This window comes from Micromonospora sp. NBC_00898 (genome assembly GCF_045207895.1).
In the GTDB taxonomy this organism is placed as follows: Bacteria; Actinomycetota; Actinomycetes; order Mycobacteriales; family Micromonosporaceae; genus Micromonospora.
The window spans coordinates 1,186,472-1,211,331 of sequence record NZ_CP108775.1; the positions used below are offsets into that span (position 1 = coordinate 1,186,472).

The following is a 24,860-nucleotide window of genomic DNA, read 5'->3' on the forward strand; positions in this document are numbered from 1 at the left end:
GCCCGCGTCGATGTCCGCCGAGATCGTCCTCGGGGTCGGCGGTGGCATCGCCGCCTACAAGGCGTGTGAGCTGCTCCGGCTCTTCACCGAGTCGGGTCATCGGGTCCGGGTCGTGCCGACCGCGTCGGCGCTCCGCTTCGTCGGGGCGCCGACCTGGGCCGCGCTCTCCGGCCGGCCGGTGGCCGACGACGTCTGGTCCGACGTGCACGAGGTGCCGCACGTCCGCCTCGGTCAGCACGCCGACCTGGTGGTGGTGGCGCCGACCACGGCCGACCTGCTCGCCAAGGCCGCCCACGGGCTCGCCGACGACCTGCTCACCAACACCCTGCTGACCGCCCGCTGCCCGGTCCTGCTCGCCCCGGCGATGCACACCGAGATGTGGGAGCACCCCGCCACCGTCGCCAACGTCGCGACCCTGCGGTCCCGGGGCGTCCGGGTGATCGAGCCCGCCGTCGGCCGGCTCACCGGCGCCGACACCGGCAAGGGCCGACTGCCCGACCCGGCGGAGATCTTCGCCGTCGCCCGCCGCACCCTCGCCCGGGGCGTCGCCGCCCCGGCCGACCTGGCCGGCCGGCACGTGGTGGTCACCGCCGGCGGCACCCGCGAACCGCTCGACCCGGTCCGGTTCCTCGGCAACCGCTCCTCCGGCAAGCAGGGGTACGCCTTCGCCCGCGCGGCGGTCGCCCGGGGCGCCCGGGTCACCCTGGTGGCGGCCAACGTCTCGCTCGCCGACCCGGCCGGCGTCGACCTGGTCCGGGTGGGCACCACCGAGGAGCTGCGCAAGGCGACGCTGGAGGCCGCGGCCGGCGCGGACGCCGTGGTGATGGCCGCCGCTCCCGCCGATTTCCGCCCCGCGACGTACGCGCCTGGCAAAATCAAGAAGACGGACGACGGCAGCGCGCCGACGATCGACCTGGTCACCAACCCGGACATCGCCGCCGAGCTGGGCCGACGCCGTCGACCCGAACAGGTGCTGGTGGTGTTCGCCGCCGAGACCGGCGACGCCGAGGCCAACGGGCGGGCCAAGCTGGCCCGCAAGCGGGCGGACCTCATCGTCATCAACGAGGTCGGCCCGGACAAGGTCTTCGGCGCCGAGACCAACGCGGCGACCGTCATCGGCGCGGACGGCTCGGTCGCCCGGCTGCCCGAGCGGTCCAAGGAGGACCTGGCCGACGACGTCTGGGATCTCGTCGTGGCCCGGCTGGCCGACAAGTCCTGAACACTGGTCACCGCCGCATTGCCTGAGTCACCCTCGAGGCACGGTGACTAAACTGCCGCGGAGCGACCGTATAAGAGTTTTCAAGTGCTTAGGAGTGCCGTGACACGTCTCTTCACGTCCGAATCGGTCACGGAAGGCCACCCGGACAAGATCGCCGACCAGATCAGCGACGGCATCCTGGACGCGCTGCTCGCCAAGGACCCGCACAGCCGGGTCGCGGTCGAGACCCTGATCACCACCGGCCAGGTGCACGTCGCCGGCGAGGTCACCACCAAGGCGTACGCCGACATCCCCACGATCGTCCGCGACACCATCCTGGCGATCGGCTACGACTCGTCGAAGAAGGGCTTCGACGGCGCCTCCTGCGGCGTGAGCGTCTCCATCGGCGCCCAGTCGCCGGACATCGCCCAGGGCGTCGACAACGCCTTCGAGCTGCGTACCGGCTCGTCGGAGAGCGCGCTGGACGCGCAGGGCGCCGGCGACCAGGGCATGATGTTCGGCTTCGCCTGCTCGGAGACGCCCGAGCTGATGCCGCTGCCGATCGCGCTCGCGCACCGGCTGGCCCGCCGGCTCGCCGCGGTCCGCAAGGACGGCACCATCCCCTACCTGCGGCCGGACGGCAAGACCCAGGTCACCATCGAGTACGACGGGCTGCGCCCCGTCCGGCTGGACACCGTGGTCGTCTCCAGCCAGCACGCCGCCGACATCTCGCTGGAGTCGCTGCTCACCCCGGACGTGCGCGAGCACGTGATCGAGCCGGAGCTGGAGAGCCTCGGCCTGGACACCGAGGGCTACCGGCTGCTGGTCAACCCGACCGGGCGGTTCGAGATCGGCGGCCCGATGGGCGACGCCGGCCTCACCGGCCGGAAGATCATCGTCGACACCTACGGCGGGTACGCCCGGCACGGGGGCGGCGCCTTCTCCGGCAAGGACCCGTCCAAGGTGGACCGCTCCGCCGCGTACGCGATGCGCTGGGTGGCCAAGAACGTGGTCGCCGCCGGCCTCGCCGAGCGCTGCGAGGCTCAGGTCGCGTACGCGATCGGCAAGGCCCACCCGGTCAGCCTCTTCATCGAGACCTTCGGCACCGAGACCGTGCCGGTCGCCTCGATCGAGAAGGCCGTCGCCGAGGTCTTCGACCTGCGCCCGGCCGCGATCATCCGGGACCTCAACCTGCTCCGCCCGATCTACCAGCAGACCGCCGCGTACGGCCACTTCGGCCGCGAGCTGCCGGATCTGACCTGGGAGAGCACCGACCGGGCCGCCGACCTCAAGTCGGCCGCGGGAGCCTGACCGGCACCAGGCGCAGCGACCGGCGACCCGCGCAGCGGTCGCCGGTCGCTCGTGTCTGCGTGGACGTGCCCCTGGCCCACCTGGACCGCCCCTTCGACTACCTGGTCCCCGCCGAGCTGGACGCCGAGGCGCTCCCCGGCGTCCGGGTCAAGGTGCGCTTCGCCGGCCAGCTGGTCGACGGCTGGCTGCTGGAACGGGTCGAGCAGTCCGACCATCCCCGCCTGGCGTACCTGGACAAGGTCGTCTCGCCGGTGCCGGTCCTGGCCCCGGAGATCGCCCGGCTGGCCCGGGCGGTGGCCGACCGGTACGCCGGCAGCCTCGCCGACGTGCTCCGTCTCGCCGTGCCGCCCCGGCACGCCCGCGTGGAGAAGGAACCCGCCGCCGCGCCGCCGGCTGACCCGACCGTCGACCCCGCTCCGCCCGATCCTTCCGTCGCCGCTACGGTCCCGGCCGGCGCCGTCGCGGCCGGCGCCGCCGGCGCCGTCCCGGCCGCCGGCATCGACCCGATCGGCGTCCCCGCCGGCGCCGGCCGGGCCAGCCCGGCCGACGACGTCGACCCACGGGGATGGCGGGACTATCCGGCCGGGCCGGCGTACCTGCGGGCGCTCACCGGTGGGCGGGCGCCCCGCGCGGTCTGGTCGGCCTTGCCCGGGGAGGACTGGGCCGACCGGTACGCCGACGCGGTCGCCGCCACCGTCGCCGGTGGCCGGGGCGCGCTGGTCGTGGTGGCCGACGCCCGGGACCTGGACCGGCTCGACGCCGCGCTGACCCGCACGCTCGGGGCCGACCGGCACGTCTGCCTCTCCGCCGCGCTCGGGCCGGCCCGGCGCTACCGCGCCTTCCTCGCCGCCCGCCGGGGCGAGGCGCCCGTGGTGATCGGCACCCGGGCGGCGATGTTCGCCCCGGTCGACCGGCTCGGCCTGGTGGCGATCTGGGACGACGGGGACGACCTGCACGCCGAGCCGCGGGCGCCGTACCCGCACGCCCGGGAGGTACTGCTCACCCGGGCCCAGCTCGGCGAGGCGGCGGCGCTGGTGGGCGGGTACGCCCGGACCGCCGAGGCGCAGCTGCTGGTGGAGACCGGCTGGGCCCGGGAGGTGGTCGCCGACCGGGCGACCGTGCGGGCGCGTACCCCGGCGATCGCGCCGACCGGCGACGACCCGCAACTGGCCCGCGATCCCGGCGCGGCGACGGCCCGGCTGCCCAGCCTGGCCTGGAGCACCGCCCGGGACACCCTGCGCGCCGACGCCCCGGTGCTGGTGCAGGTGCCGCGCCGCGGCTACCTGCCCTCGGTCGCCTGCGCCGACTGCCGCACCCCGGCCCGCTGCCCGCACTGCGCCGGCCCACTGGCGCTGCCCTCCGCCGCCGGGACGCCGGCCTGCCGCTGGTGCGGCCGGGTCGCCGCCGCGTACGCCTGCCCGGAGTGCGGCGGCCGGCGGCTGCGCGCCTCGGTGACCGGCGCCCGGCGCACCGCCGAGGAACTGGGCCGGGCCTTCCCCGGAGTGCCGGTCCGCACCTCGGGCCGGGAGGAGGTGCTGACCACCGTGCCCGCCGGGGCCGGCCTGGTGATCGCCACCCCCGGCGCGGAGCCGGTCGCCGAGGCGGGCTACGGGGCGGTGCTGCTGCTCGACTCGTGGGCCCTGCTCACCCGGGCCGACCTGCGGGCCGGTGAGGAGGCGCTGCGGCGCTGGCTGGCCGCGGCGGCCCTGGCCCGTCCGGCCTCGGCCGGGGGTCGGGTGGTGGTGGTCGCCGACGGCGCGCTCGCGCCGGTGCAGGCGCTGCTGCGCTGGGACGCGGCCTGGTTCGCCGCCCGGGAGCTCGCCGAGCGGCGGGAGCTGGGCTTCCCCCGGCGGTGAAGATGGCCAGCGTCACCGGCCCGGCCGAGGCGGTGGCCGACCTGCTGGCCGGGGCCCGGCTGCCCGACGGCGCCGAGGTGCTCGGCCCGGTCCCGGCGGACGAGGGCCGGGAACGGATGCTGGTGCGGGTGCCCCGGGCCCGGGCGGCCGCCCTCGCAGAGGCGCTGCACGTGGCCGCCGGGCAGCGCAGCGCCCGCAAGGCCGCCGACCCGGTCCGCCTCCAGGTCGACCCGCTGAGCCTGTTCTGACCCCGCGTCGCCCCGGTCGGCGGCGCGTGTGAGCTGGCCCCGCTCCCGGCCCGGCGGCCGTTCCGGTCCTGCGGTGGTCGGCGGCCGCGCCGGCCGCGCGCCTCGGCCCCTTTGCTCTGCTGCAGTCCGCGCACCGCGGCCGCGCTCCCAGTGTTGCCTCCGCTGCAGCAGAGCAAAGCGGGGAAAGCATGGTCGGCCGGCTCGCCCGGCCGCCCGTCGCACCGTACGTACGACAAATCGCTGGTAATCGCGTGATAGCATCGCCCGTCATGCCCGGGCGTACGACGGCTCCAGGTCGCGGCGCGGCGTCAGACGCGCCGAGCTGGAGTTGTCGCAGGATGGCACGACGATGACGGGAACGCGTCGATTCGACGCCATATCGATGATGTCAATCAGCCGGTGATCAGGGGTGGACCAGTCGTGACCGTTCGTCAATCGATCGTCTTCAACGGTGACCTCGGCAGCGGCAAGAGCACCGTCTCCGTCGAGATCGCCAAGCGGCTGGGCCTGCGCCGGGTCAGCGTCGGCGACCTCTACCGCCAGATGGCGCAGGAGCGGCAGATGACCGCGCTCCAGCTCAACCTGCACGCCGAGCTGGACCAGGCGGTCGACGGCTACGTCGACCAGCTTCAGCGGGACATCGCCGCCTCCGGCGAGTCGCTGGTGATGGACTCCCGGCTGGCCTGGCACTTCTTCACCGACGCGCTCAAGGTGCACATGATCACCGAGCCGACCGAGGCGGCCCGCCGGGTGCTGGCCCGCCCGTCCGGCCCGGCCGAGAGCTACACCTCGCTGGAGGAGGCCCGGGCCAAGCTCCAGGAGCGCAGCGAGAGCGAGCGCAACCGCTTCATCGTCCGGTACGGCGTCGACAAGGCCCGGCTGCGCAACTACGACCTGATCTGCGACACCACCCGGGCCGACCCCCGGCAGGTGATCGCGCACATCGTCGACGCGTACGAGGGCCGGCTCGGCGCCGACGTGCTGGCCGACGCGCCCCCGCTACTGCTGCTCGACCCCACCCGGGTCTACCCGACCGAGGACATCGCCACCCTGCGCGGGCTCTGGGACTCCGAGTTCGTCGGCGAGGTGGCCGGGTCCGGCGACGAGGCCCTCGAACCGCTGCGGATCGGCTACACCGGCGAGTACTTCTTCGTCGTCGACGGGCACCGCCGGCTCAGCGCCGCCATCCAGAGCGGCTTCCCCCTCGTCCCGGCCCGACTCGTCGCCGAGGTGGAGGAGCCGGTGGTCGGCGGGATGAGCGCGGTCGACTACTTCACCGCCCAGGTCCGGCCCAGCATGATCCACGACTGGGAGGCGGCCCACGGGATCGCGCTGCCGCTGCCGGAGCACGCCCTGCTCGGCGGGGACGCGGTGCTGGCCGGGGAGCCGGGCACCGGCGCCTGACCGTACGGGATCAGGGGGACACCCGCCGCCGGGCCGCCGTCGCCTCCGCGAACGCCCGCACCATCGGGTGCGGCTCGTCGCCGTCGCCGGCCAGCTCGGGCTGGAAGAGGGTGGCCAGGAAGAACGGGTGGTCGGGCAACTCCGCCACCCGTACCTCACCCTCGTCGTCGTGCCCGGTGAACCGGAGGCCGTGCGCGACCAACGGGTCGAGGTAGCGGTGGTTGAGGCCGTAACCGCACTGGTACCGCTCCACGCTGCGCTCGACGCCGGTCACCCGCTGGGCCAGTGAGCCGGCGGTGAAGCGCACCGCCCCCTCGTGGCCGCGCAGCGCGCAGGAGAGCGGCTCGATGAGGAGTTCCGCGGCCCCGGCCGCGTTCTCCGCGTGCGCCACGCCGGACAGGCCGCACACCGCCCGGGCGTACTCCAGCAGGGTGTGCTGGAAGCCGGCGCAGGTGGCCAGGAAGGGGATGCCGCCGGTCCGGGCGGTCCGCACCGCGGCCAGCGCGCCCTCCTCGCTGCGGTACGGGCTGCCCGGTAGCAGCCAGATCCCGTCGAAGTCGTCCAGCCGGCTCGCGGCCACCTCCTCGGTGGGGATCCAGTACGCGTCGAGGTCGACGGCGTGGCGGTCGCGCAGCGCCGCCAGCAGAGCGGGCAGCCGGGTGTGCGAGCGGACGGCGGGGGAGCGGTCGGCGACGAGGGCGAGACGGGCGATGGTCATGCGATCATCCTGACCCGGAACGGCGGATCAGGACCAACGATGATCTCTGCTGCCGCGATCAGGAAGGCTTATCGGCATGGACCCGCACCTGCTGCGCACCTTCACCGTGGTGGCCCGCCTCCGGTCGTTCTCGGCCGCCGCGGTGGAACTCGGCTACACCCAGTCGGCGGTGAGCCAGCAGGTCGCCGCGCTCGAGGCGGACCTCGGCGTACGCCTGCTCGACCGCAGGCCGGTGGCGCCGACCTTCGCCGGGGAGCGGCTGCTCACCTACGCCGGGCCGATCCTGCTCCGGCTGGCCGCCGCCCGGGCCGACCTGGCCCGCCTGACCGCCCCCCGGCCCGGGCCGCTGCGGGTCGGCACCACCGCGTCGGCGGCGCCGGCGGCGGCGGTGCTCGCGGCCGGCGAGGCAGTGGCCGGGCTGGTGCTCCGGGTCGTGGCGCGGGACGAGCTGGTGCGGCAGGTCGCGACCGACGCCCTCGACCTCGGCCTGCTGGACGGGTTCAGCGCCCCGAACGACCCGCTGCCGGTCACCGAGCTGGGACCGGCGGAGATCACCGCGTACGGGCAGCAGCCCGCGGTGGTGGCGCTGCCCCGCACGCACCCGCTGGCCGTCCGGTCGGCCCTGGCCCTGGCCGACCTGGCGGTCGCCCGCTGGATCGACGCGCCTGACGTCGCGGCGCCGCTGCCGCAGCTGCGCGCCGCCGCCGGCACGGACGGGTTCCGCTCGGCCGTCCGCTACGACGGGACCGACGTCGCCGGTCTGCTGGCCGTGGTGGCCGCCGGCCACGGTCTGGCGCTGCTGCCTGCCGGACCGGTCCGGGCCCACCCCGAGCTGGTCGGGGTCGACCTCGGTGAGCCCCGGCTGGTGCACCGGGTCGAGCTGGTCCGGCCGACGCGGGGCGGCGAGGGATCGCCGGATCGGCGCGACGGGCGCATGATGAAGGTCGCCGATCTCCCGGGAGGCTGACCGTGGATCCTGCCGACGCCCTCGCGCTGCTGCTGTCCCCGCAGGGACGGGTGGACCCCTATCCCACGTACGAGAAGCTGCGCGCGCATGGCCCGGTGGTCCAGGCCGGGCCGGTCTTCTACGCGGTCACCGGCTACGCCGAGGTCGACGAGATCCTCCGCGACCCGCGGTTCGGGGTGATGGACGACGACCTGCGCGACCAGTTCCTGCCCGGCTGGCGGGAGAGCCCGGCCGTGGCGTCGATCTCCCGCTCGATGCTGCGCACCAACCCGCCGGACCACAGCCGGATGCGGCGCCTCGCGGCGGGCGCCTTCACCCCGCGGCGGATCGCGGCGATGCGGGACGTGGTGATGGCCCAGGCCGACGAGCTGATCGACGCCATGCTGGAGCGGGGCCGGGACGGGGAGCCCGTCGACTTCATGGCCGACTTCGCGTACCCGCTGCCGGTCGGGGTGATCTGCGCGCTGCTCGGCGTCCCGGCGGCGGACCGGCCGCTGTTCCGGCGCTGGGCGGCGGACCTGACCGGGGTGCTGGAACCGGAGATCACCCCGGAGGAGCTGGCGAACGCCGACCGGGGCGCCGCCGAGCTGCGCGGCTACTTCACCGAGCTGGTCGAGGCCCGCCGCCGGGCACCCGCGGACGACCTGACCACCGCGCTGGTGCAGGTGCACGACTCCGACGGCGAGCGGTTGTCCGGGGACGAGTTGCTGTCCAACCTGGTGATCCTGCTGGTGGCCGGCTTCGAGACGACCACCAACCTGCTCGGCAACGGCCTCGTGGTGCTGCTCGGGCACCCGCGCGCCGCGGCGGCGCTGCGCGGGCACCCGGAGTTCGCCGCCGACTACGTCGACGAGCTGCTGCGGTACGACTCGCCGGTCCAGCTCACCTCGCGGATGAGCACCGCACCGGCCCGCTACGGCGGCCTCGAGCTGCCCGCCGGCAGCTGGCTGATGCTGATGCTCGGCGCCGCGAACCGCGACCCCCGGCGGTACCCGGAGCCGGCCCGGTTCGACCCGTGGCGGCCGCAGATCCACCCGCTCTCCTTCGGCGCCGGGCCGCACTACTGCCTCGGCGCGGGACTGGCCCGGCTGGAGGCGCAGGTCGCCTTCCCGCTGCTGCTGCGCCGGCTGCCCGGGATGGCCCTGGCCGGTGAGCCGGAGCGGCGGGTCCGGCTGACCCTGCGTGGCTACGCCACCCTGCCGGTGACCGTGGGCGAGCGCACCGATCGCGGTACGCGGGCCGGGGCCGCCCCGGCCACTCCGTAGACTGGTACGGCACCACTCGTCCCAGTTAAGGAGCCACCCCGCGTGACCGTCCAGCCCATCCGTCTGTTCGGGGACCCGGTGCTGCGCACGCCGGCCGATCCGGTGGTCGACTTCGACGTCGAGCTGCGCAAGCTGATCGCCGACCTCACCGACACGATGCAGGAGCAGAGCGGAGCCGGCCTCGCCGCGCCGCAGCTCGGGGTGGGCCTGCGGGTGTTCACCTTCGACGTCGACGACGTCGTCGGCCATCTGGTCAACCCGGTGCTGGAGTTCCCCGACTCCGAAGAGCAGGACGGCCCGGAGGGGTGCCTCTCCATCCCCGGGCTCTACTTCGACACCAAGCGTCGGCAGAACGTGGTCGCCAAGGGCTTCAACGGCTACGGCGACCCGATGCAGATCGTCGGGACCGGGCTGATGGCCCGCTGTGTGCAGCACGAGACGGACCACCTCGACGGGGTGCTCTTCGTGGACCGGCTCGACCCGGCCGGCCGCAAGGCGGCGATGAAGGCGATCCGGCAGGCCGAGTGGTACGACCCGGCCGCGCCGCCCACGGTCAAGCTGAACCCGCACGCCTCGGGCAGCCCGTTCGGGCTGGGGCGGTGACCGGGTGCGTCTGATCTTCGCCGGCACCCCGGCCGTCGCCGTCCCCGCCCTGGACGCCCTCGCCGCGTCCGGCCACGAGCTGCTGGCCGTGGTCACCCGTCCCGACGCGCCGGCCGGTCGCGGCCGCGGCCTGGTCCGCTCGCCCGTCGGCGCCTGGGCCGACGCGCACGGCGTCGAGGTGCTCACCCCGGCCCGGCCCCGCGAGCCCGAGTTCCTGGACCGGCTCCGCGAGCTGGCCCCGGACTGCGTGCCGGTGGTCGCGTACGGCGCGCTGGTGCCGCCGGTCGCCCTGGAGATTCCCCGGTACGGCTGGATCAACCTGCACTTCTCGCTGCTGCCCGCCTGGCGGGGCGCGGCGCCGGTGCAGCACGCCGTGCTGCACGGCGACGAGCTGACCGGGGCCAGCGTCTTCCAGCTGGAGCAGGGGCTGGACACCGGCCCGGTGTTCGGCACGCTCACCGACGAGGTCCGCCCGACCGACACCTCCGGCGACCTGCTGGAGCGGCTCGCCCACTCCGGTGCCGGCCTGCTGGTGGCGGTCCTGGACGCGATCGAGGCGGGCACTGCGCGGGCCGAGCCGCAGCCGGCCGACGGGGTGTCCCTGGCCCCGAAGCTGACCGTCGAGGACGCCCGGGTGCGCTGGAACGATCCGGCCTTCGCCGTCGACCGGCGGATCCGCGCCTGCAGCCCGGCCCCCGGGCCGTGGACCACCTTCCGCGGCGACCGGGTGAAACTCGGCCCGGTCACCGCGGTGGCGAACGGCCCCGAGCTGAAGCCCGGTGAGCTGCTGGTGGAGAAGTCCCGGGTGCTGGCCGGCACGGCCACCGTCCCGGTGCGGCTCGGCGAGGTCCGGGCGGCCGGCAAGAAGGCCATGCCGGCGAGCGACTGGGCGCGCGGTGTCCGGGTCGCCACCGGCGAGGTGCTCGCGTGACCGGGCCGTCCGAGCCCCGGGGTGAGCGTTTCGCCGACGAAGGCCGCCCGTCGACCGGACGGCCGTCCGGTGGCGAGCGGTCCGGCCGTGCCGACGGCCCGCGCTCCGACGTGGGCGGGGAGCGGTCCGGCGACCGGGGCCGGTCCTTCGGGGCCGAGCGCGGCGACCGGTACCCGCGCGGCGCCCGACCGGGCCAGGGCGGGGACCGGCCACGCGGTGGCCAGTTCGGCGCGGACCGGCGCGGCGCCGGCCGGCGACCGGTCCGGCCCGCCGTCGACCTGCCGCGGCACGTCGCGTACGAGGCGATCGCGGCGGTGCACCGGGACGACGCGTACGCCAACCTGGTGCTGCCGGCGATGCTGCGGGACGAGGGGCTGTTCGGTCGGGACGCTGCCTTCGCCACCGAGCTGACCTACGGCACGCTGCGCCAGACCGGCACCCTCGACGCGATCATCACCGACGCCGCCGGGCGGGACGTGCAGCGGATCGACCCGCCGGTCCGCGACGCGCTGCGGCTCGGGGCGTACCAGCTCCTGCACACCCGGGTGCCGGCGCACGCGGCGGTCTCCTCGACCGTCGACCTGGTGCGGTCGGTGGCCCCGGGCGCCACCGGGTTCGCCAACGCGGTGCTCCGCGAGATCACCACCCGGGACCACGACGCCTGGGTGGCGAAGCTCGCCCCGGCGACGGAGACCGACCCGGTCGGGCACCTGGCGCTGGCCTACAGTCACCCGCAGTGGATCGTCCGGGCGTTCGCCGAGGCGCTCGGCGGCGATCTCGGCGAGACGGAACGCCTGCTGATCGAGGACAACGAGCGCCCACCGGTGCATCTGTGCGCCCGGCCGGGCCTGGTCGACCCGGTGGAGCTGGCCGACGAGGTGGGCGGCGCCCCGGGCGCCTTCTCGCCGTACGCGGTCTACCTGTCCGGCGGCGCGCCCGGCGAGCTGCGGGCGGTGGCCGAGGGTCGGGCGCACGTCCAGGACGAGGGCTCCCAGCTGGTGGCGAACGCCCTGGCCGTCGCGCCGCTGGACGGCCCGGACGGCCGCTGGCTCGACCTCTGCGCCGGTCCGGGCGGCAAGGCCGGCCTGCTCGGCGCGCTCGCCGCGCAGCGGGGCGCCCGGGTCACCGCGGTGGAGGTGGCCGAGCACCGGGCCCGGCTGGTCGAGCAGGCCACCCGGGGGCTGCCGGTGACCGTGCTCGCCACCGACGGGCGGACGGTCGGCAAGGACCCGAAGCTGCCCGAGGGGCACTTCGACCGGGTGCTGGTCGACGCCCCCTGCACCGGGCTGGGCTCGCTGCGCCGGCGACCGGAGTCCCGCTGGCGCCGCCAGCCCTCGGACCTGCCGCCGCTGACCCGGTTGCAGCGGGAACTGCTCACCGCGGCGCTGCGCGCCGTGCGTCCGGGCGGTCTGGTCGCCTACGTCACCTGCTCGCCGCACACTGTGGAGACGCACGTGACGGTGACCGAGGCGGCCCGCCGCTGCGGGCTGCCGGTCGACTTCGTCGACGCCCGGCCGCTGCTGCCGGCCGGCATGCCGGGGCTGGGCGACGGGCCGACGGTGCAGCTCTGGCCGCACCGGCACGGCACCGACGCGATGTTCCTGGCGGTCCTGCGCCGGGGCTGATCCCACCCGAGACGCCGATCCGGCGTGACGCCACCCGACCCGGGGCACGACTCGTGCCCCGGGTCGGCCCGTTCCGGTGTGACACCCCGTTGACCAACTAATCGATACATGTAACTGTTCCGATCACCGGTCCGTCGGGCGCCGGAGTTCCCACCGGAGCCCTCCGGGTCGGCCACCCCCGAACCGCTCCCCGCCGACCCCCACGAGGAGTCTCGATGAGACGTCGTACCCCGATCGCGGGCCTCGCGCTCGCCCTCTTCGCCGGCATGACGGCGACGCTGGCCGCGACGACGGCCAGCGCGGCGCCCGCCGCCGCGCCCGTGACCGCGGCTGCCCCCGCCCTGGTCGCCGCCGCGCCGGACATCTCGGTGACCAACGTCCAGGCCCACCTGACCCAGCTCAACACGATCGCCACCAACAACGGCGGCACCCGACGGGCCGGCTCCGCCGGCTACACCGCCTCGGTCAGCTACGTGAAGGGCAAGCTCCAGGCCGCCGGCTACACCGTCACCGAGCAGACCTGCACCACCTGCACCTACCCCGGCAACAATCTGATCGCCGAGTGGCCGCAGGGCCCGGCCGTCGCAAGGGCAGCAGGCGTGAAGTCTTGACAGGTGCAGGTCGGGTCTGCTTCGGGGTGGGCGCGCGGCGCCGCACTGGTGTGTCGGTGGCTGTCCGGATCGCGGCCTGGCCGTTGCGGTCGCGGCGGGTTTTGGTCTGGTTGGTCAGGCCCCGGGCGGCGATGCGTTGCGCGGCGGCGTGGTCGCGGTCCAGTGACAGGCCACACGAGCAGTGGGCCCACCGGTACCCGGCCACTCGCCCCTCCGGTGTTTTGACGTGCGTGACCGCGGTGCCGCAGCGGGGACAGCCCGACGACGTGCCACGCGCGGGAACGGTGACGACTGCGATATCGGCTTTCGCGGCGAGGTGAGCGACGGCGGTGAACACGGTGCCGCGTACCGCGCCGGACAGTCGCCGGTTGAGGCTGCGTGACCGGCCAGCCGCCTCGAGGGTGGCGAGGTCCTCGACGTAGATGACGGTGGCGCCGACCGCGCTGGCGTGGTCGACCAGCCACCGCGCCGCCGACCAGGCAAGCGCGTGGTTGAGATGCCGGATCCGGGCGCACACCGCCGCATGCTCGGCCTGCAGCCGGGCAAGCTTGCCAGTCAGGGCCGGGTCGGCGTGCGCGGGCCGGCCGTCGCGCAGCCGGGTCAGGTGGTCGGCTTTGGTGTTGAGGTGTTCGCGGTGGCGGCGTAGTCGCACCAGTTTCGCTGACACGCCGGTCGCGTCGAACCGCAACGGACGCCCGTCCACGACGACGCAGCCGCCCTCGAGGTCGGCCACGGTGCCGGTCAGCAGGGTGTTCACCCCCCAGTCAACACCAAGCCCACGCGTGTGCCCGTCCACCCGCGCCGGGGTGTGCGGGGTCTGCCAGGGCAGGTCGACACGAACCCTGCCATCGCGGGGCCGCAGCGTCGGGGTGCACACCTTCACCCCGGCGGGCACCGCGGGCGGCAGCACCACCTCGGCGGCATGCCACGCCCAGTCGCGGTAGGAGACCGGCGCCGCGCACACCGGAAGCTTCGACCACACCCGCACGATCCGGTCGTCCCGGTCGACGACGACCTGTTGCCGGTCGGCCGCGGCCAGGCTCACCTGCCGCGCCACGACCGGCGGGCCCTCCAGCTCACACAGCCCCGCGGGCAGCCGCCCATGCACTCGAAGGTATGCGGTGATCTGCCGGGTGCGGTTGCGGATCGTCGCGTTGTCGCATCCTTCGGATAGCGCCGCCCGTAACGCTGACCATTCGGCATCGGTGCGGGCGAACGGATCGGCCGGCCACGTCGCGAGCAGCGCGGCAACCACCGCACGACGATGGCAGGCCAGCCGCAGAGCGCGGGCGGCTTTTTCCTCGGCGATGCGACGAACCCGGTCCGACACCACCACACCCGCCGGCGCCACCGCACCCTACCGAGCCGGCGCAACGCCATCCACCCACTGGCCGGCAGACGCCTCCCATCAGCACCGACCCCGCCGGCGAGCACCGCAAGGTCGGCATCCGACCACTGCGCGGCGATCACCTGATCGGCCATGCCCCGCACCAGGTCCGCCAGCCACCCCACCCGCTCGGCAAACACCCGCCCCGCCACAGGCCTCTGAGCTCCGGGCGCGTCGGGCGTACCACCGCACATCGCCCGGTACCCGGTGCACGTCGCGGTCGACGTCAGCACCGAACCCGCCACTACCCCACGCCCCTACCCGCGGCCGCCAGCAGTCGACGCTTCGCCTCACGAGACCGGATCCATACACTCGGCCGGCGAACACGGCCACCAATGACGGGAAAATACCACATAGGATCGCTTAGCCAACCAGCCAGCAGTGGCAAACCCTCACCGTGACCGGCACCGGCGGCTGCGCCGGCGGTCAGCTGATCGGCAACAGCAGCTTCGAGTCGGGCTCCGCGCCGTGGACCGCCACCTCGGGCGTGATCACCAACTCGACCAGCCAGGCGGCCCGGACCGGTTCCTACAAGGCCTGGCTGGACGGGTACGGCAGCACCCACACCGACACGCTGTCCCAGTCGGTGACCCTGCCGGCCGGCTGCGCCAGCTACACCCTGGCCTTCTGGCTGCACATCGACACCGCCGAGACCACCTCATCGACGGCGTACGACAGGCTGACCGTCCAGGTCGGCAGCACCACGCTGGCGACGTACTCGAACCTGAACGCCGCCACCGGGTACACGCAGCGCACCTTCAACCTGGCCGCGTACGCCGGTCAGACGGTGACGCTGAAGTTCACCGGCGTCGAGGACTCGTCGCTGCAGACCAGCTTCGTCGTCGACGACGTGACGTTGCAGGCCAGCTAGGCGGGACCGGGGGGCGGGGCGGGCGACGGCCCGCCCCGCTCACTGGACCGGCAGGCCCTTGGTCCCGGCGCCCTTCAACGACCGGGTCAACGTGCGGTCGTCGACCCAGAGGAAGCACTGCACGGTGTGGTTGCCGTCCTTCCACTCCTCCTCGAAGGGGTGGTAGATGACCGTGCCGGCCCGGTACTGCATGTCGCTGTTGTTGGGCACCTTCACGTAGCTGGCGATCAGGCCCCGGCACGCCTTGTGCGCCCGCAGCGAGGTGCGCTGGAACTCGGCGTAGCTGATGTCCGGCGCCTGCCACACGCCGACGAACTCGGCGTGGTGCTTGGCGGTGCAGGCAACCGGCCGCATCTGGTCGATGTCGTCCTTCACCAGCTTGGGGTTGAAGCAGCCGTAGGCGAGCGGCGAGCCGGGGGCCAGCGCGCCGCGCAACGAGGCGCGGCGAAGGCTGATGCTGCTGTCGTCCAGACCGGCCACCTCGGCGACGTCGCAGCGGAACCAGCGGGCGCCGCCGCCCCAGGCCAGTGCCGATGGGAAGATGACGGAGACCAGCAGCCGCCCGGACCGCCAGTCGGCGCCCACCGCCTTGCTGACCTGCTTGTCGCACTCGGCGCGGGCGGTCCGCGCGCCGGTCGAGCCGGCCCGCGGGGGCGTGCCCCGCTCGGCGTCCGGGCCGGTCAGCGTGCCGACGTGCAGGGTCTCTGCCCGGTGCGCGGCGGTGCAGTCGACCGGGTTGTAGCCGCTGAGGTAGCCGACGTCGGAGACCGTGGGGTGACAGGCCCCGTTCTCCGGCACGAAGGCCTTCGCCGGCGCGAGGGCCGGCCACTCGTCGGCCAGGTTCCGGTCCACCCCGGCGGGCGCGCCGCACCCGGCGAGCGCCAGCGCCACCGCTCCGGTCACGACGACCACCGTCCACCACCGCCGCATCCGCCGACCTCCCCGTCGTCCGTCGTCGCGCCGACCGGCTGACACCGCCGGCACGCCACGGCGCAGCAGCATACGGCACCCGGGCCTAGATGACGGGTAGTCCCTGCGGGCCGACGCCGCGCATGGAGCGGGTCAGCTTCCGGTCGTCGCTCCACAGGAAACAGCGCACCCCCCGGTCGCCCTCCTCCCACTCCCGCTGCGACGGCGGGTAGAAGATCGAGCCGGCCCGGTACGGCAGCTCGTTGTTGTTCGGCACGTTGGCGAAGACCGCGATGAGCGCCATGCAGCGCCGGTGCACCTGCTGGCTGGACCCGGTGAACTGCGCCCAGCTCATGTCGCGTTCCACGTAGACGCCGACGAACTCGGCCCGGTGCGGCTCGGTGCAGAGCACCGGCGCCATGTAGTTCAGGTTGTCGCCGATCAGCTTGGGGTCGAAGCAGCGGTGCACGAGGGGGTTGTCGCCGACCATCGCGCCGCGCAGGCTGCCCACCCGGTTGACCGGCCGGGTGTTGTCGATGCTGTCGGTCTCGGCCAGGTCGCACCGGTACCAGCGGGCGCCGGTGAGCCAGGCGGTCACCGAGGGCAGCGCGATGTTCATGGTGAGCCGGGCGGAGTGCCAATCCCCGCCGATCACCTCCCGGGCCCGCTGGTCGCACTCCGCCCGGGCGGTACGCAGCGCGGGGGAGCCCGGTTCGGGGCGGGCGCCGGCGGCGGCCGGCCCGCTGAAGGTGCCGACGTGCACGGCCTCGGCCAGGTGGCTGCGCCCGCAGGGCACCGTCTCGTAGGTGCCGGCCTGCACGACCGCGGTGATCCGGGGCAGGCAGGCGTCCGTGGCGGGCATGAACAGCCGGGGCGCCGGCAGGGCGGGCCAGTCGTCGATCAGGTCGCCGTCGGCCCGGTGCGGCTGGACGCAGCCGCCCAGGACCGCCGTCGCCGTGCCGGCCAGCGCCAGCGCCACGAGCCACCGTCGCATCCTCCGCCCCTTCCGGGAGATGGCAGCCGGTCGCCGCGGCCCGTGCGGCGTCTCCCACCGCCGGGCGTGCAGCATATGTGACCGTCCCCGTTGGAGTGTTGCGGTGTTTCCGTCGATCGGCCAGTCGCGGCTGGCTTTTCGTCCTGGATTTTGGGACCGGGAGGGCCGATTCCGCACCACCGGTGACGTCCGGGTCACAGCGGGTTCCGGTGGGTGCCGCGCCGCTGGCGGCGGGTGACCGCGTTCGTACACTGGCCCGGTGACCGTACCGCCGCTGATCGTCGCGCCCAGCATCCTGGCCGCCGATTTCGCCCGCCTCGCCGACGAGGTCCGCGCCATTGAGCATGCCGCCGACTGGTTGCACGTGGACGTCATGGACAACCACTTCGTGCCGAACCTGACCATCGGGCTGCCGGTGGTGCAGAGCCTGCGCGCCGCCACCGAGCTCCCCTTCGACGTGCACCTCATGATCACCGACCCGCGCCGCTGGGCGCCCGGGTACGCCGACGCCGGGGCGTACAACGTGACGTTCCACGCCGAGGCGTGCGACGACCCGGTGGCCCTGGCGAAGGACCTGCGCTCGGCCGGGGCGAAGGCGGGGCTGGCGATCGACCGGGACACCCCGATCGAGCCGTACCTCGACCTGCTGCCCAGCTTCGACACCCTGCTGATCATGACGATCAAGGCCGGGTTCGGCGGTCAGCGGTTCATCCCGCAGCTCCTCGACAAGGTGCGCACGGCCCGGCGACACGTCGACAGCGGCCACCTCGAACTGCGGATCGAGGTCGACGGCGGGATCGCCGCCGACACCATCGAGCAGGCGGCGGCCGCCGGCGCGGACGCCTTCGTCGCCGGCACCGCCGTCTACGGCGCCGACGACCCGGCCGAGGCGGTACGGCGCCTGCGGTCCCTCGCGGAGCGCGCGGCCACCGGGGCCTGAGGTGGAGCCGGCCGGCGAGCGACCCGACGTCATCCTGGTCGTCGACGACGACGAGGACATCGCGCGTTTCGTCGAGTTCAACCTGCGGCTGCACGGCTTCGAGGTGATCCACGCCAGCGACGGCCAGGAGGCGCTCGAGGTGATCGAGCGGCAACGGCCCGACCTGGCCGTGGTCGACCTGATGATGCCGCGCATCGACGGCCTGGAGCTGACCCGCCGGCTGCGCGCCGACCCGATGACCTCCGCCCTGCCGGTGATCATGCTGACCGCCAAGGGGATGACCGTGGACAAGGTGCACGGCCTCAGCGCCGGCGCCGACGACTACCTGGTCAAGCCCTTCGACACCGCCGAACTGGTGGCCCGGGTCAGCTCCACGCTGCGCCGCAACAAGGAGTTCCGGGAGGTCTCGCCGCTGACCGGGCTGCCCGGCAACAGCCGGATCCGGCGGGAGATCAGCGACCGGGTCCGCAACGCTGTCGACTACGCCGTCGGGTACATCGACATCGACCGGTTCAAGAGCGTCAACGACCGGTACGGCTTCGTCCGCGGCGACGAGTTCATCTCCGCCCTGGCCCGCAGCCTGCACCGGGCGGTGGTCTCGATCGGGCTGCCGCCCGCCTTCCTCGGCCACGTCGGCGGCGACGACTTCGTGATCGTCTGCACCCCCGGCCAGGTCCGGCCGCTGACCAGCCGGGCGGTGGTCGACTTCGAAAAGGCCGCGGACGCCCTCTACGACCCCACCGACCGGGAGCGCGGGTTCGTCGAGCTGAAGGACCGGCGGGGCAACATCCGGCGGGCCGCGCTGGTCACCCTCTCCATCGGCGTCTCCCTCTCCGACTCCGGGAAGCGTTTCACCGACCCCCTCGAGGCGATCGCGGTGGCCTCGGAGATGAAGACGGTCGCGAAGAGCCAGCCCGGGTCGTACGTGGCGGTCGACCGGCGCCGCGGCGTCACCTGAGTAACCGGACATCTGTGAGCTACCTCGCCTCGGTGGCGCCGGGCGCGGTCCGGCGTGTAAGACTTCCGGTGTACCCACCACGCGCTGGCGGGGCTCGGTGAAATTCCGAACCGGCGGTGATCCACGGTCCGACCGTGGTAAGCCCGCGACCCGGACGGCTCAGGCCGGACGGTGGACCTGGTGAGAATCCGGGGCCGACGGTGGGGAGCGGTCCGTTCGCTCCCCGAAAGTCCGGATGGGAGACAGCGCGCGGGACGGGGAGGCCCCTGCCGGCCGCTGGCATTCCCCAGCGCCGCGTGGGCTCCCCGGGGTCGGCTGTGCCGTCCCCGGATCTCCGCCGCCGCCTGTCTGCGGCACGCCGTGCCGTAACCTCCCGCCCCCGCCCGCGCGCGACCGGCGACTGAGAGGGCAGGGGCAGGCGATGGCAAGCGTCTCCATCGACGAGGCGATGCGTCGCGCGATCGCGCTGGCCGCCCGCGGGCTCGGCACCACCAGCCCCAACCCGGTGGTCGGCTGCGTGCTCCTCGACCCCGACGGCGAGATCGTCGGCGAGGGCTTCCACGCGTATGCCGGCGGGCCGCACGCCGAGATCGTCGCGCTCGCCCAGGCGGGCCGGCGGGCCCGCGGCGGCACCGCCGTCGTCACCCTGGAACCCTGCGACCACACCGGCCGCACCGGCCCCTGCAGTCACGCGCTGATCCAGGCCGGCGTGGCCCGGGTGGTGGTCGCGGTCGGCGACCCCAACCCGGTCGCCTCCGGCGGCGCCGCCACCCTGCGCGCCGCCGGTGTCCAGGTCGATGTCGGGGTACGCGCGCAGGAGGCCGAGGCCGGAAATGTCGCCTGGCTGACCTCGATGCGCCGCGGCTGGCCGTACGTCATCTGGAAGTACGCCGCCACGCTCGACGGGCGCTCCGCCGCCGCCGACGGCACCAGCATGTGGATCACCTCCGAGGCGGCCCGGATGGACGTGCACGCGCTGCGCGGCACCGTCGACGCGGTGATCGCCGGGGTCGGCACCGTGCTCACCGACGACCCCCGGCTCACCGCCCGCAACCTGCGCGACGGCACCCTCGCCATCCGGCAGCCGCTGCGCGTGGTGGTGGACAGCTCGGGGCGTACGCCCGCCGAGGCCCGGGTCCGCGACGGCGCCGCGCGGACCTGGATCGCCACCGCGGCGGAGGTCGGGGCCGGCCCGGACGGCCGGGTCGACCTGCCGGCGCTCCTGGCCGAGCTGCACCACCGTGGCGTGCGGGCGGCCCTGCTGGAGGGCGGCCCCCAACTGGCCGGCGCGTTCCTCGCCGCCGGGCTGGTCGACAAGATCGTCGGGTACGTCGCGCCGAAACTCCTCGGCGCCGGCCCCACCGCCCTGCTCGACGCTGGTGTGGCCACCATCGCCGACGCCATCGATCTGGAACTCACCGACGTTACGCAGGTCGGTCCCGACCTGCGGATCACCGCGCTGCCCCGAAAGAGGGAGGCCTGACATGTTCACCGGCATCGTCGAGGAGCTGGGCGAGATCGTCCGGACCACCGACACCGGGGGTGACTCCGCGCTGGTCGCCGTCCGCGGCCCGCTGGTCACCTCGGACGCCCGGCACGGCGACTCCATCGCGGTCAACGGGGTCTGCCTGACCGTGGTCGACGTCGACGGCGGCGTTTTCACCGCCGATGTGATGGGGGAGACCCTCCGGCGCTCCGCGCTCGGCGCGCTGCGCCCGGGCGACCCGGTCAACCTGGAGCGGGCCGCCGCGCTCGGCAGCCGGCTCGGCGGGCACCTGGTGCAGGGTCACGTCGACGGGGTCGGTGAGCTGCTCTCCCGGGAGCCGGCCGCGCAGTGGGAGACGGTCCGCTTCCGGCTTCCCGCCGCGCTGTCCCGGTACGTGGTGGAGAAGGGCTCGATCACCATCGACGGCGTGTCGCTGACCGTCGCCGACGTCGGCGACGACTGGTTCGCCGTCGGGTTGATCCCCACCACCCTCAAGCTGACCACGCTCGGCGCGAAGCGGGCCGGCGACCCGGTCAACCTCGAGGTCGACGTGCTGGCCAAGTACGTCGAGCGGCTGCTCGGCGACCGGCTGGCGGGGGGTGGGCGCTGATGGGTCCGCTGGGTTGGCTGCTCGACGCACAGGTGCACATCGCCGGCTCGCCGGTGCTGGTCCGGGAGATCGTCGGCAACGTCTTCGGCCTCGCCTCGGCGCTGTTCGGGCTGCGCCGGCTGGTCTGGGCCTGGCCGGTCGGCATGATCGGCAACGCGCTGCTGTTCACCGTCTTCCTCGGCGGCGTGTTCGCCACCCCGCAGGCGCACGACCTCTACGGCCAGGCCGGCCGGCAGGTCTTCTTCTTCGCGGTCAGCGTCTACGGCTGGTGGCGCTGGACGCGCAACCGCCGCTCCGGCACGGGGGAGCAGCCCGCGGTGACGCCCCGCTGGGCCACCGGCCGGGAACGCCTCGGCCTGCTCGCCGCCGCGGTGGTCGGCACCGCGGCCGGGTACCCCGCGCTGGCCGCGCTCGGCTCGTGGGGCCCGCTGCCGGACGCCTGGATCCTGGTCGGCAGCCTGCTCGCCACGTACGGCATGGCCCGCGGCTGGGTCGAGTTCTGGCTGATCTGGATCGCCGTCGACGCGGTCGGCGTGCCGTTGCTGCTGCGCGGCGGCTTCTACCCGTCCGCCGCCATGTACCTGGTCTACGGCGCGTTCTGCGTCTGGGGCCTGGTCGCCTGGTGGCGGGCCTCGCGGGCCACCCCGCCGGTCCGCACCCCGATCCCGCCCACCTACTCGGAGGCCGTGGCATGAGCGAGCGCAGCGAGCGAATCATCAGGTGCAGTCCTTTGGTGCCTCATGACGGCACGGAGCGAAGCGGAGTGCCGGCATGAGCGCGTTTGGCAGTGTTGAGCAGGCGGTGGCGGACATCGCCGCCGGCCGGCCCGTCGTCGTGGTCGACGACGAGGACCGCGAGAACGAGGGCGACCTGATCTTCGCGGCCGAGCTGGCCACGCCGGAACTGGTCGCGTTCATGGTCCGCTACACCTCGGGCTACATCTGCGTGCCGCTGACCGAGAGCGAGTGCGACCGGCTGGACCTGCCGCCGATGCACCACACCAACCAGGACCGGCGCGGCACCGCGTACACGGTGACCGTGGACGCCCGGGAGGGGATCAGCACCGGCATCTCCGCGGCCGACCGGTCGCACACCATCCGGCTGCTCGCCGACGCCGCCACCGACCCCACCGACCTGGCCCGACCGGGGCACGTGGTGCCACTGCGGGCCCGCGAGGGCGGCGTGCTGCGCCGGGCCGGGCACACCGAGGCGGCCGTCGACCTGACCCGGCTGGCCGGGCTGCGCCCGGCCGGGGTGCTGTGCGAGCTGGTCAACGACGACGGCACCATGATGCGTCTGCCGGACCTGGAGAAGTTCTGCGCCGAGCACGGGCTGACCCTGATCACCATCGCCGACCTGATCGCCTTCCGGCGGCGGCACGAGAAGCAGGTCGAGCAGGTCGCGGACGCGCGGATGCCCACCCCGTACGGCGTGTTCCGGGCGCTCGGCTACCGCGCCGAGCACGACCCGGCCGAGCACGTGGCGATGGTCTTCGGGGAGATCGGCGACGGGCAGGACGTGCTGGTGCGGGTGCACTCCGAGTGCCTGACCGGGGACGTCTTCGGCTCGCTGCGCTGCGACTGCGGCCCGCAGCTGCAGGCCGCCCTGGCCCGGGTCGCCCAGGAGGGGCGCGGGGTGGTCCTCTACGTACGCGGGCACGAGGGGCGCGGGATCGGCCTGCTGCACAAGCTCCAGGCGTACCAGCTCCAGGACCAGGGCCGGGACACCGTGGACGCGAACCTCGACCTGGGGCTGCCGGCCGACGCCCGGGACTACGGCACCGGCGCGCAGATCCTCTACGACCTCGGGGTCCGCTCGATGCGGCTGCTCACCAACAACCCGGCCAAGCGGGCCGGCCTGGAGGGCTACGGCCTGACCGTGAGCGGCCGCGAGGGGCTGCCGATCCGGTCGAACCCGGAGAACGTACGGTACCTGCGGACCAAGCGGGACCGGATGGGGCACCTGTTGGACGAGTTGGACGAGGTCACCGAGGCGCCGATGGGCCGCCCGGTCGACGGCGACGAGATCGGAGCATAGCCATGGCGGGTTTCGGTGAACCGGGCGTGACGGTGGTGGACGCCGCCGGGCTGACCGTCGGCGTGGTCGCCGCGCGCTGGCACGGCGACCTGACCGACCACATGCTCGACCGGGCGGTGGCGGCGGCCGAGGCGTGCGGCGCGCGGGCCGTGGTGGCCCGGGTGGCCGGCTCGGTGGAGCTCCCCGTGGTGGCGCAGGCGCTCGCCCGCCGCTGCGACGTGGTGGTCGCCCTCGGCGTGGTGGTCCGCGGCGCGACGGCGCACTTCGACTACGTCTGCCGGTCGGTGACCGACGGGCTGACCCGGGTGGCCCTGGACGAGGGAAAGCCGGTCGCGCACGGGGTGCTCACGGTGGAGACGATCGAGCAGGCCCGGGACCGGGCCGGGCTGCCCGGCTCAGCGGAGGACAAGGGCTGGGCGGCGACCGTGGCCGCGCTCGACGCCGCGCTGGCGATCCGCGGCCTCGCCGCCGCCAACGGCCAGCGCGTCGGCTTCGGCGGCTGACCGGACCGACGAGCCGGACAGAACGACCTGGCCTCCTCGCCTGACAGTGAGGATGTAGGGGTGGGGTCACCCGGTCTGGTCTGACTCACCGCCTGACCGACGATGTTGTCCTGCTGAGGATCCGTCGACCGGTTCCGGGTGGCCCCGTTCCTGCACGTCACTGGCAGGGGCGTCGTGACCTGATAGGAGCCTGTGCAAGAGGCCCCGCCACTGTCCTGTCCGCCCGTCCCAGCGGTGCGTGCCGACCCTGTTCGGTGCAAGCGAAAGGGACGACGGTTCCAGCATGACAGCCAAGAAGCGCAAGGTCACCGGCGGCGTCGATACTCACGGCAGAACGCACCACGCGGCCGTGGTTGACCAGACCGGACGTGTACTCGGTGATCAGCAGTTCCCCGCCACCGCGGCCGGTTACCAGCAGCTGCTGGTGTGGCTTCGCACCTTCGGCACGGTGGTGAAGGTCGGTGTCGAGGGCACCGGCGCCTACGGCGCGGGCCTGGCCCGCTACCTGAGCGGCCAGAAGATCACCGTCGTCGAGGTCGACCGGCCAGACCGTAAGACCCGCCGGGTGAAGGGCAAGTCCGACCCGATCGACGCGCTCGCCGCCGCCCGCGCCGCGCTGTCTGGACAAGCGTGCGGCGTACCGAAGACCCGAACCGGACCGGTCGAGGCCATCCGCGCGCTGCGGGTGGCCCGCAACGGCGCGGTCAAGGCCCGCACCGCCGCGATCAACCAGCTCCACGGTCTGCTCACCGCCGCACCCGAGCCGCTACGCGCCGAACTCGCCGGCTACTCAGGCGCTGCCCTGATCAACCACTGCGCCGCCCTGACCTACGACGACACCCGGCTCAGCGACCCCGCCGAGGCCACCAAAGCCTCCCTCGCCGCGATCGCCGCCCGGATCCACGCCCTGACCGCGGAGATCACCCTCGCCGACCAGCGACTACGTCCCACCGTCGCCCGCACCGCCCCCACCCTCAGCGCCCTGTTCGGTGTCGGACCCGAGGTCGCCGGTCAACTCCTGGCCACCGCCGGCGACAACCCCGACCGGCTGCGCTCCGAAGCCGCCCTGGCCCACCTCTGCGGCGCCGCACCCATCCCCGCCAGCAGCGGACGCACAGACCGCCACCGCCTCAACCGCGGCGGCGACAGAGCCGCGAACAACGCGCTGCACACGATCGTGCTCAGCCGCATGCGCTACGAACCCCGCACCCGCGCCTACCTCGACAAACGCACCAAACAAGGCCTCAGCAAAAAAGAGATCATGCGATGCCTCAAGCGCTATGTCGTCCGCGAGGTCCACACCGCCCTACTCGCCGACTTCACCACCCTCGACACCCCTTGACATCCATAGGAGCATCCTTGACCGCGACGGCCGCAATCCTCACCCGCCGACCGGGTTGAGGCGATCACCTGTGCCGGGGCCGGCAG

The 24,860-nt window shown here is 74.2% G+C and carries 21 protein-coding genes, 2 pseudogenes and 1 riboswitch; of the genes and pseudogenes, 19 read left to right on the top strand and 4 right to left on the bottom strand.

All coding sequences use genetic code 11. The features are described from left to right. Window positions 1-10 precede the first annotated feature (10 nt). From coaBC to OG799_RS05640, 4 genes and pseudogenes are all read left to right on the top strand, one after another. On the top strand, window positions 11-1,219 hold the full coding sequence (coaBC, locus tag OG799_RS05625; RefSeq protein ID WP_406043773.1) for a bifunctional phosphopantothenoylcysteine decarboxylase/phosphopantothenate--cysteine ligase CoaBC: 1,209 nt from the start codon (window positions 11-13) through the stop codon (window positions 1,217-1,219). A 99-nt stretch (window positions 1,220-1,318) separates the two neighbouring features. Continuing rightward, a complete protein-coding gene (gene metK, locus OG799_RS05630; protein ID WP_406043775.1) occupies window positions 1,319-2,509 on the top strand; it encodes a methionine adenosyltransferase in 1,191 nt (396 codons plus the stop codon). Between the two features lie 59 nt (window positions 2,510-2,568). Then, a pseudogene (locus OG799_RS05635) lies at window positions 2,569-4,613 on the top strand (primosomal protein N'). A 420-nt stretch (window positions 4,614-5,033) separates the two neighbouring features. Continuing rightward, entirely contained in the window at window positions 5,034-6,017 is a 984-nt protein-coding gene (locus OG799_RS05640) for an AAA family ATPase (RefSeq protein ID WP_406043777.1), read from the top strand. 10 nt (window positions 6,018-6,027) lie between these two features. Here OG799_RS05640 and OG799_RS05645 read toward each other — a convergent pair whose 3' ends face one another. Then, window positions 6,028-6,735, bottom strand: coding sequence for a glutamine amidotransferase-related protein (locus OG799_RS05645; RefSeq protein WP_406043778.1), 708 nt, complete (start codon window positions 6,733-6,735; stop codon window positions 6,028-6,030). Between the two features lie 76 nt (window positions 6,736-6,811). Between OG799_RS05645 and OG799_RS05650 the strand changes: the two genes are divergently transcribed. The 6 genes from OG799_RS05650 to OG799_RS05675 all read left to right on the top strand — a co-directional run bounded on the left by OG799_RS05650 (window position 6,812) and on the right by OG799_RS05675 (window position 12,737). After that, a complete protein-coding gene (locus tag OG799_RS05650; RefSeq protein WP_406043780.1) occupies window positions 6,812-7,702 on the top strand; it encodes a LysR family transcriptional regulator in 891 nt (296 codons plus the stop codon). Between the two features lie 2 nt (window positions 7,703-7,704). Next, window positions 7,705-8,967: a cytochrome P450 gene (locus OG799_RS05655; protein ID WP_406043782.1), complete on the top strand. Its 1,263-nt coding sequence runs from the start codon at window positions 7,705-7,707 to the stop codon at window positions 8,965-8,967. 42 nt (window positions 8,968-9,009) lie between these two features. Beyond that, the gene (def, locus tag OG799_RS05660; RefSeq protein ID WP_406043784.1) at window positions 9,010-9,570 is read left to right on the top strand and encodes a peptide deformylase; all 561 of its coding nucleotides are present in this window, start codon (window positions 9,010-9,012) and stop codon (window positions 9,568-9,570) included. 4 nt (window positions 9,571-9,574) lie between these two features. Beyond that, entirely contained in the window at window positions 9,575-10,501 is a 927-nt protein-coding gene (gene fmt, locus OG799_RS05665; RefSeq protein ID WP_406043786.1) for a methionyl-tRNA formyltransferase, read from the top strand. Between the two features lie 110 nt (window positions 10,502-10,611). Further along, on the top strand, window positions 10,612-12,126 hold the full coding sequence (locus OG799_RS05670) for an RsmB/NOP family class I SAM-dependent RNA methyltransferase (RefSeq protein WP_406046212.1): 1,515 nt from the start codon (window positions 10,612-10,614) through the stop codon (window positions 12,124-12,126). Between the two features lie 215 nt (window positions 12,127-12,341). After that, window positions 12,342-12,737, top strand: a complete 396-nt coding sequence (locus OG799_RS05675) for a hypothetical protein (RefSeq protein WP_406043788.1) — start codon at window positions 12,342-12,344, stop codon at window positions 12,735-12,737. Here OG799_RS05675 and OG799_RS05680 read toward each other — a convergent pair. After that, window positions 12,634-14,067 (bottom strand): zinc ribbon domain-containing protein, encoded by a 1,434-nt coding sequence (locus OG799_RS05680; RefSeq protein WP_406043790.1) that lies wholly within the window; start codon window positions 14,065-14,067, stop codon window positions 12,634-12,636. The genes OG799_RS05675 and OG799_RS05680 overlap by 104 nt on opposite strands. A gap of 445 nt (window positions 14,068-14,512) precedes the next feature. Between OG799_RS05680 and OG799_RS05685 the strand changes: the two are divergent. Then, window positions 14,513-14,995, top strand: a pseudogene (locus tag OG799_RS05685) (aminopeptidase); the annotation flags it as partial. Between the two features lie 39 nt (window positions 14,996-15,034). On the opposite strand, the gene OG799_RS05690 reads toward OG799_RS05685, so the two are convergent. Further along, complete coding sequence (locus OG799_RS05690; protein WP_406043792.1) at window positions 15,035-15,925, bottom strand: septum formation family protein; 891 nt, start codon at window positions 15,923-15,925, stop codon at window positions 15,035-15,037. Between the two features lie 85 nt (window positions 15,926-16,010). Then, window positions 16,011-16,898 carry a septum formation family protein gene (locus OG799_RS05695; RefSeq protein ID WP_406043794.1) on the bottom strand — a complete coding sequence of 296 codons (888 nt, stop codon included), beginning with the start codon at window positions 16,896-16,898 and terminating at the stop codon, window positions 16,011-16,013. Window positions 16,899-17,157: 259 nt separating this feature from the next. Here OG799_RS05695 and rpe point away from each other — a divergent pair, with 259 nt between their 5' ends. The 8 genes from rpe (at window position 17,158) to OG799_RS05735 (ending at window position 24,774) form a co-directional block, all read left to right on the top strand. Beyond that, window positions 17,158-17,838, top strand: coding sequence for a ribulose-phosphate 3-epimerase (gene rpe, locus OG799_RS05700; RefSeq protein ID WP_406043796.1), 681 nt, complete (start codon window positions 17,158-17,160; stop codon window positions 17,836-17,838). 1 nt (window position 17,839) lies between these two features. After that, window positions 17,840-18,796, top strand: a complete 957-nt coding sequence (locus tag OG799_RS05705; protein WP_406043798.1) for a response regulator — start codon at window positions 17,840-17,842, stop codon at window positions 18,794-18,796. Between the two features lie 79 nt (window positions 18,797-18,875). Further along, window positions 18,876-19,047, top strand: a riboswitch (FMN riboswitch). A gap of 170 nt (window positions 19,048-19,217) precedes the next feature. Further along, window positions 19,218-20,279, top strand: coding sequence for a bifunctional diaminohydroxyphosphoribosylaminopyrimidine deaminase/5-amino-6-(5-phosphoribosylamino)uracil reductase RibD (ribD, locus tag OG799_RS05710; protein ID WP_406043800.1), 1,062 nt, complete (start codon window positions 19,218-19,220; stop codon window positions 20,277-20,279). Window position 20,280: 1 nt separating this feature from the next. Next, the gene (locus tag OG799_RS05715; RefSeq protein WP_406043802.1) at window positions 20,281-20,892 is read left to right on the top strand and encodes a riboflavin synthase; all 612 of its coding nucleotides are present in this window, start codon (window positions 20,281-20,283) and stop codon (window positions 20,890-20,892) included. Beyond that, window positions 20,892-21,587 (top strand): nicotinamide riboside transporter PnuC, encoded by a 696-nt coding sequence (gene pnuC, locus OG799_RS05720; RefSeq protein WP_406043804.1) that lies wholly within the window; start codon window positions 20,892-20,894, stop codon window positions 21,585-21,587. Before OG799_RS05715 ends, pnuC begins: the two co-directional genes overlap by 1 nt. A gap of 76 nt (window positions 21,588-21,663) precedes the next feature. Continuing rightward, window positions 21,664-22,929, top strand: coding sequence for a bifunctional 3,4-dihydroxy-2-butanone-4-phosphate synthase/GTP cyclohydrolase II (locus OG799_RS05725; protein WP_406043806.1), 1,266 nt, complete (start codon window positions 21,664-21,666; stop codon window positions 22,927-22,929). A gap of 2 nt (window positions 22,930-22,931) precedes the next feature. Continuing rightward, window positions 22,932-23,432 carry a 6,7-dimethyl-8-ribityllumazine synthase gene (gene ribH, locus OG799_RS05730; protein ID WP_406043808.1) on the top strand — a complete coding sequence of 167 codons (501 nt, stop codon included), beginning with the start codon at window positions 22,932-22,934 and terminating at the stop codon, window positions 23,430-23,432. 283 nt (window positions 23,433-23,715) lie between these two features. Beyond that, entirely contained in the window at window positions 23,716-24,774 is a 1,059-nt protein-coding gene (locus OG799_RS05735) for an IS110 family transposase (RefSeq protein WP_406041379.1), read from the top strand. The last annotated feature ends 86 nt before the right edge of the window (window positions 24,775-24,860 follow it).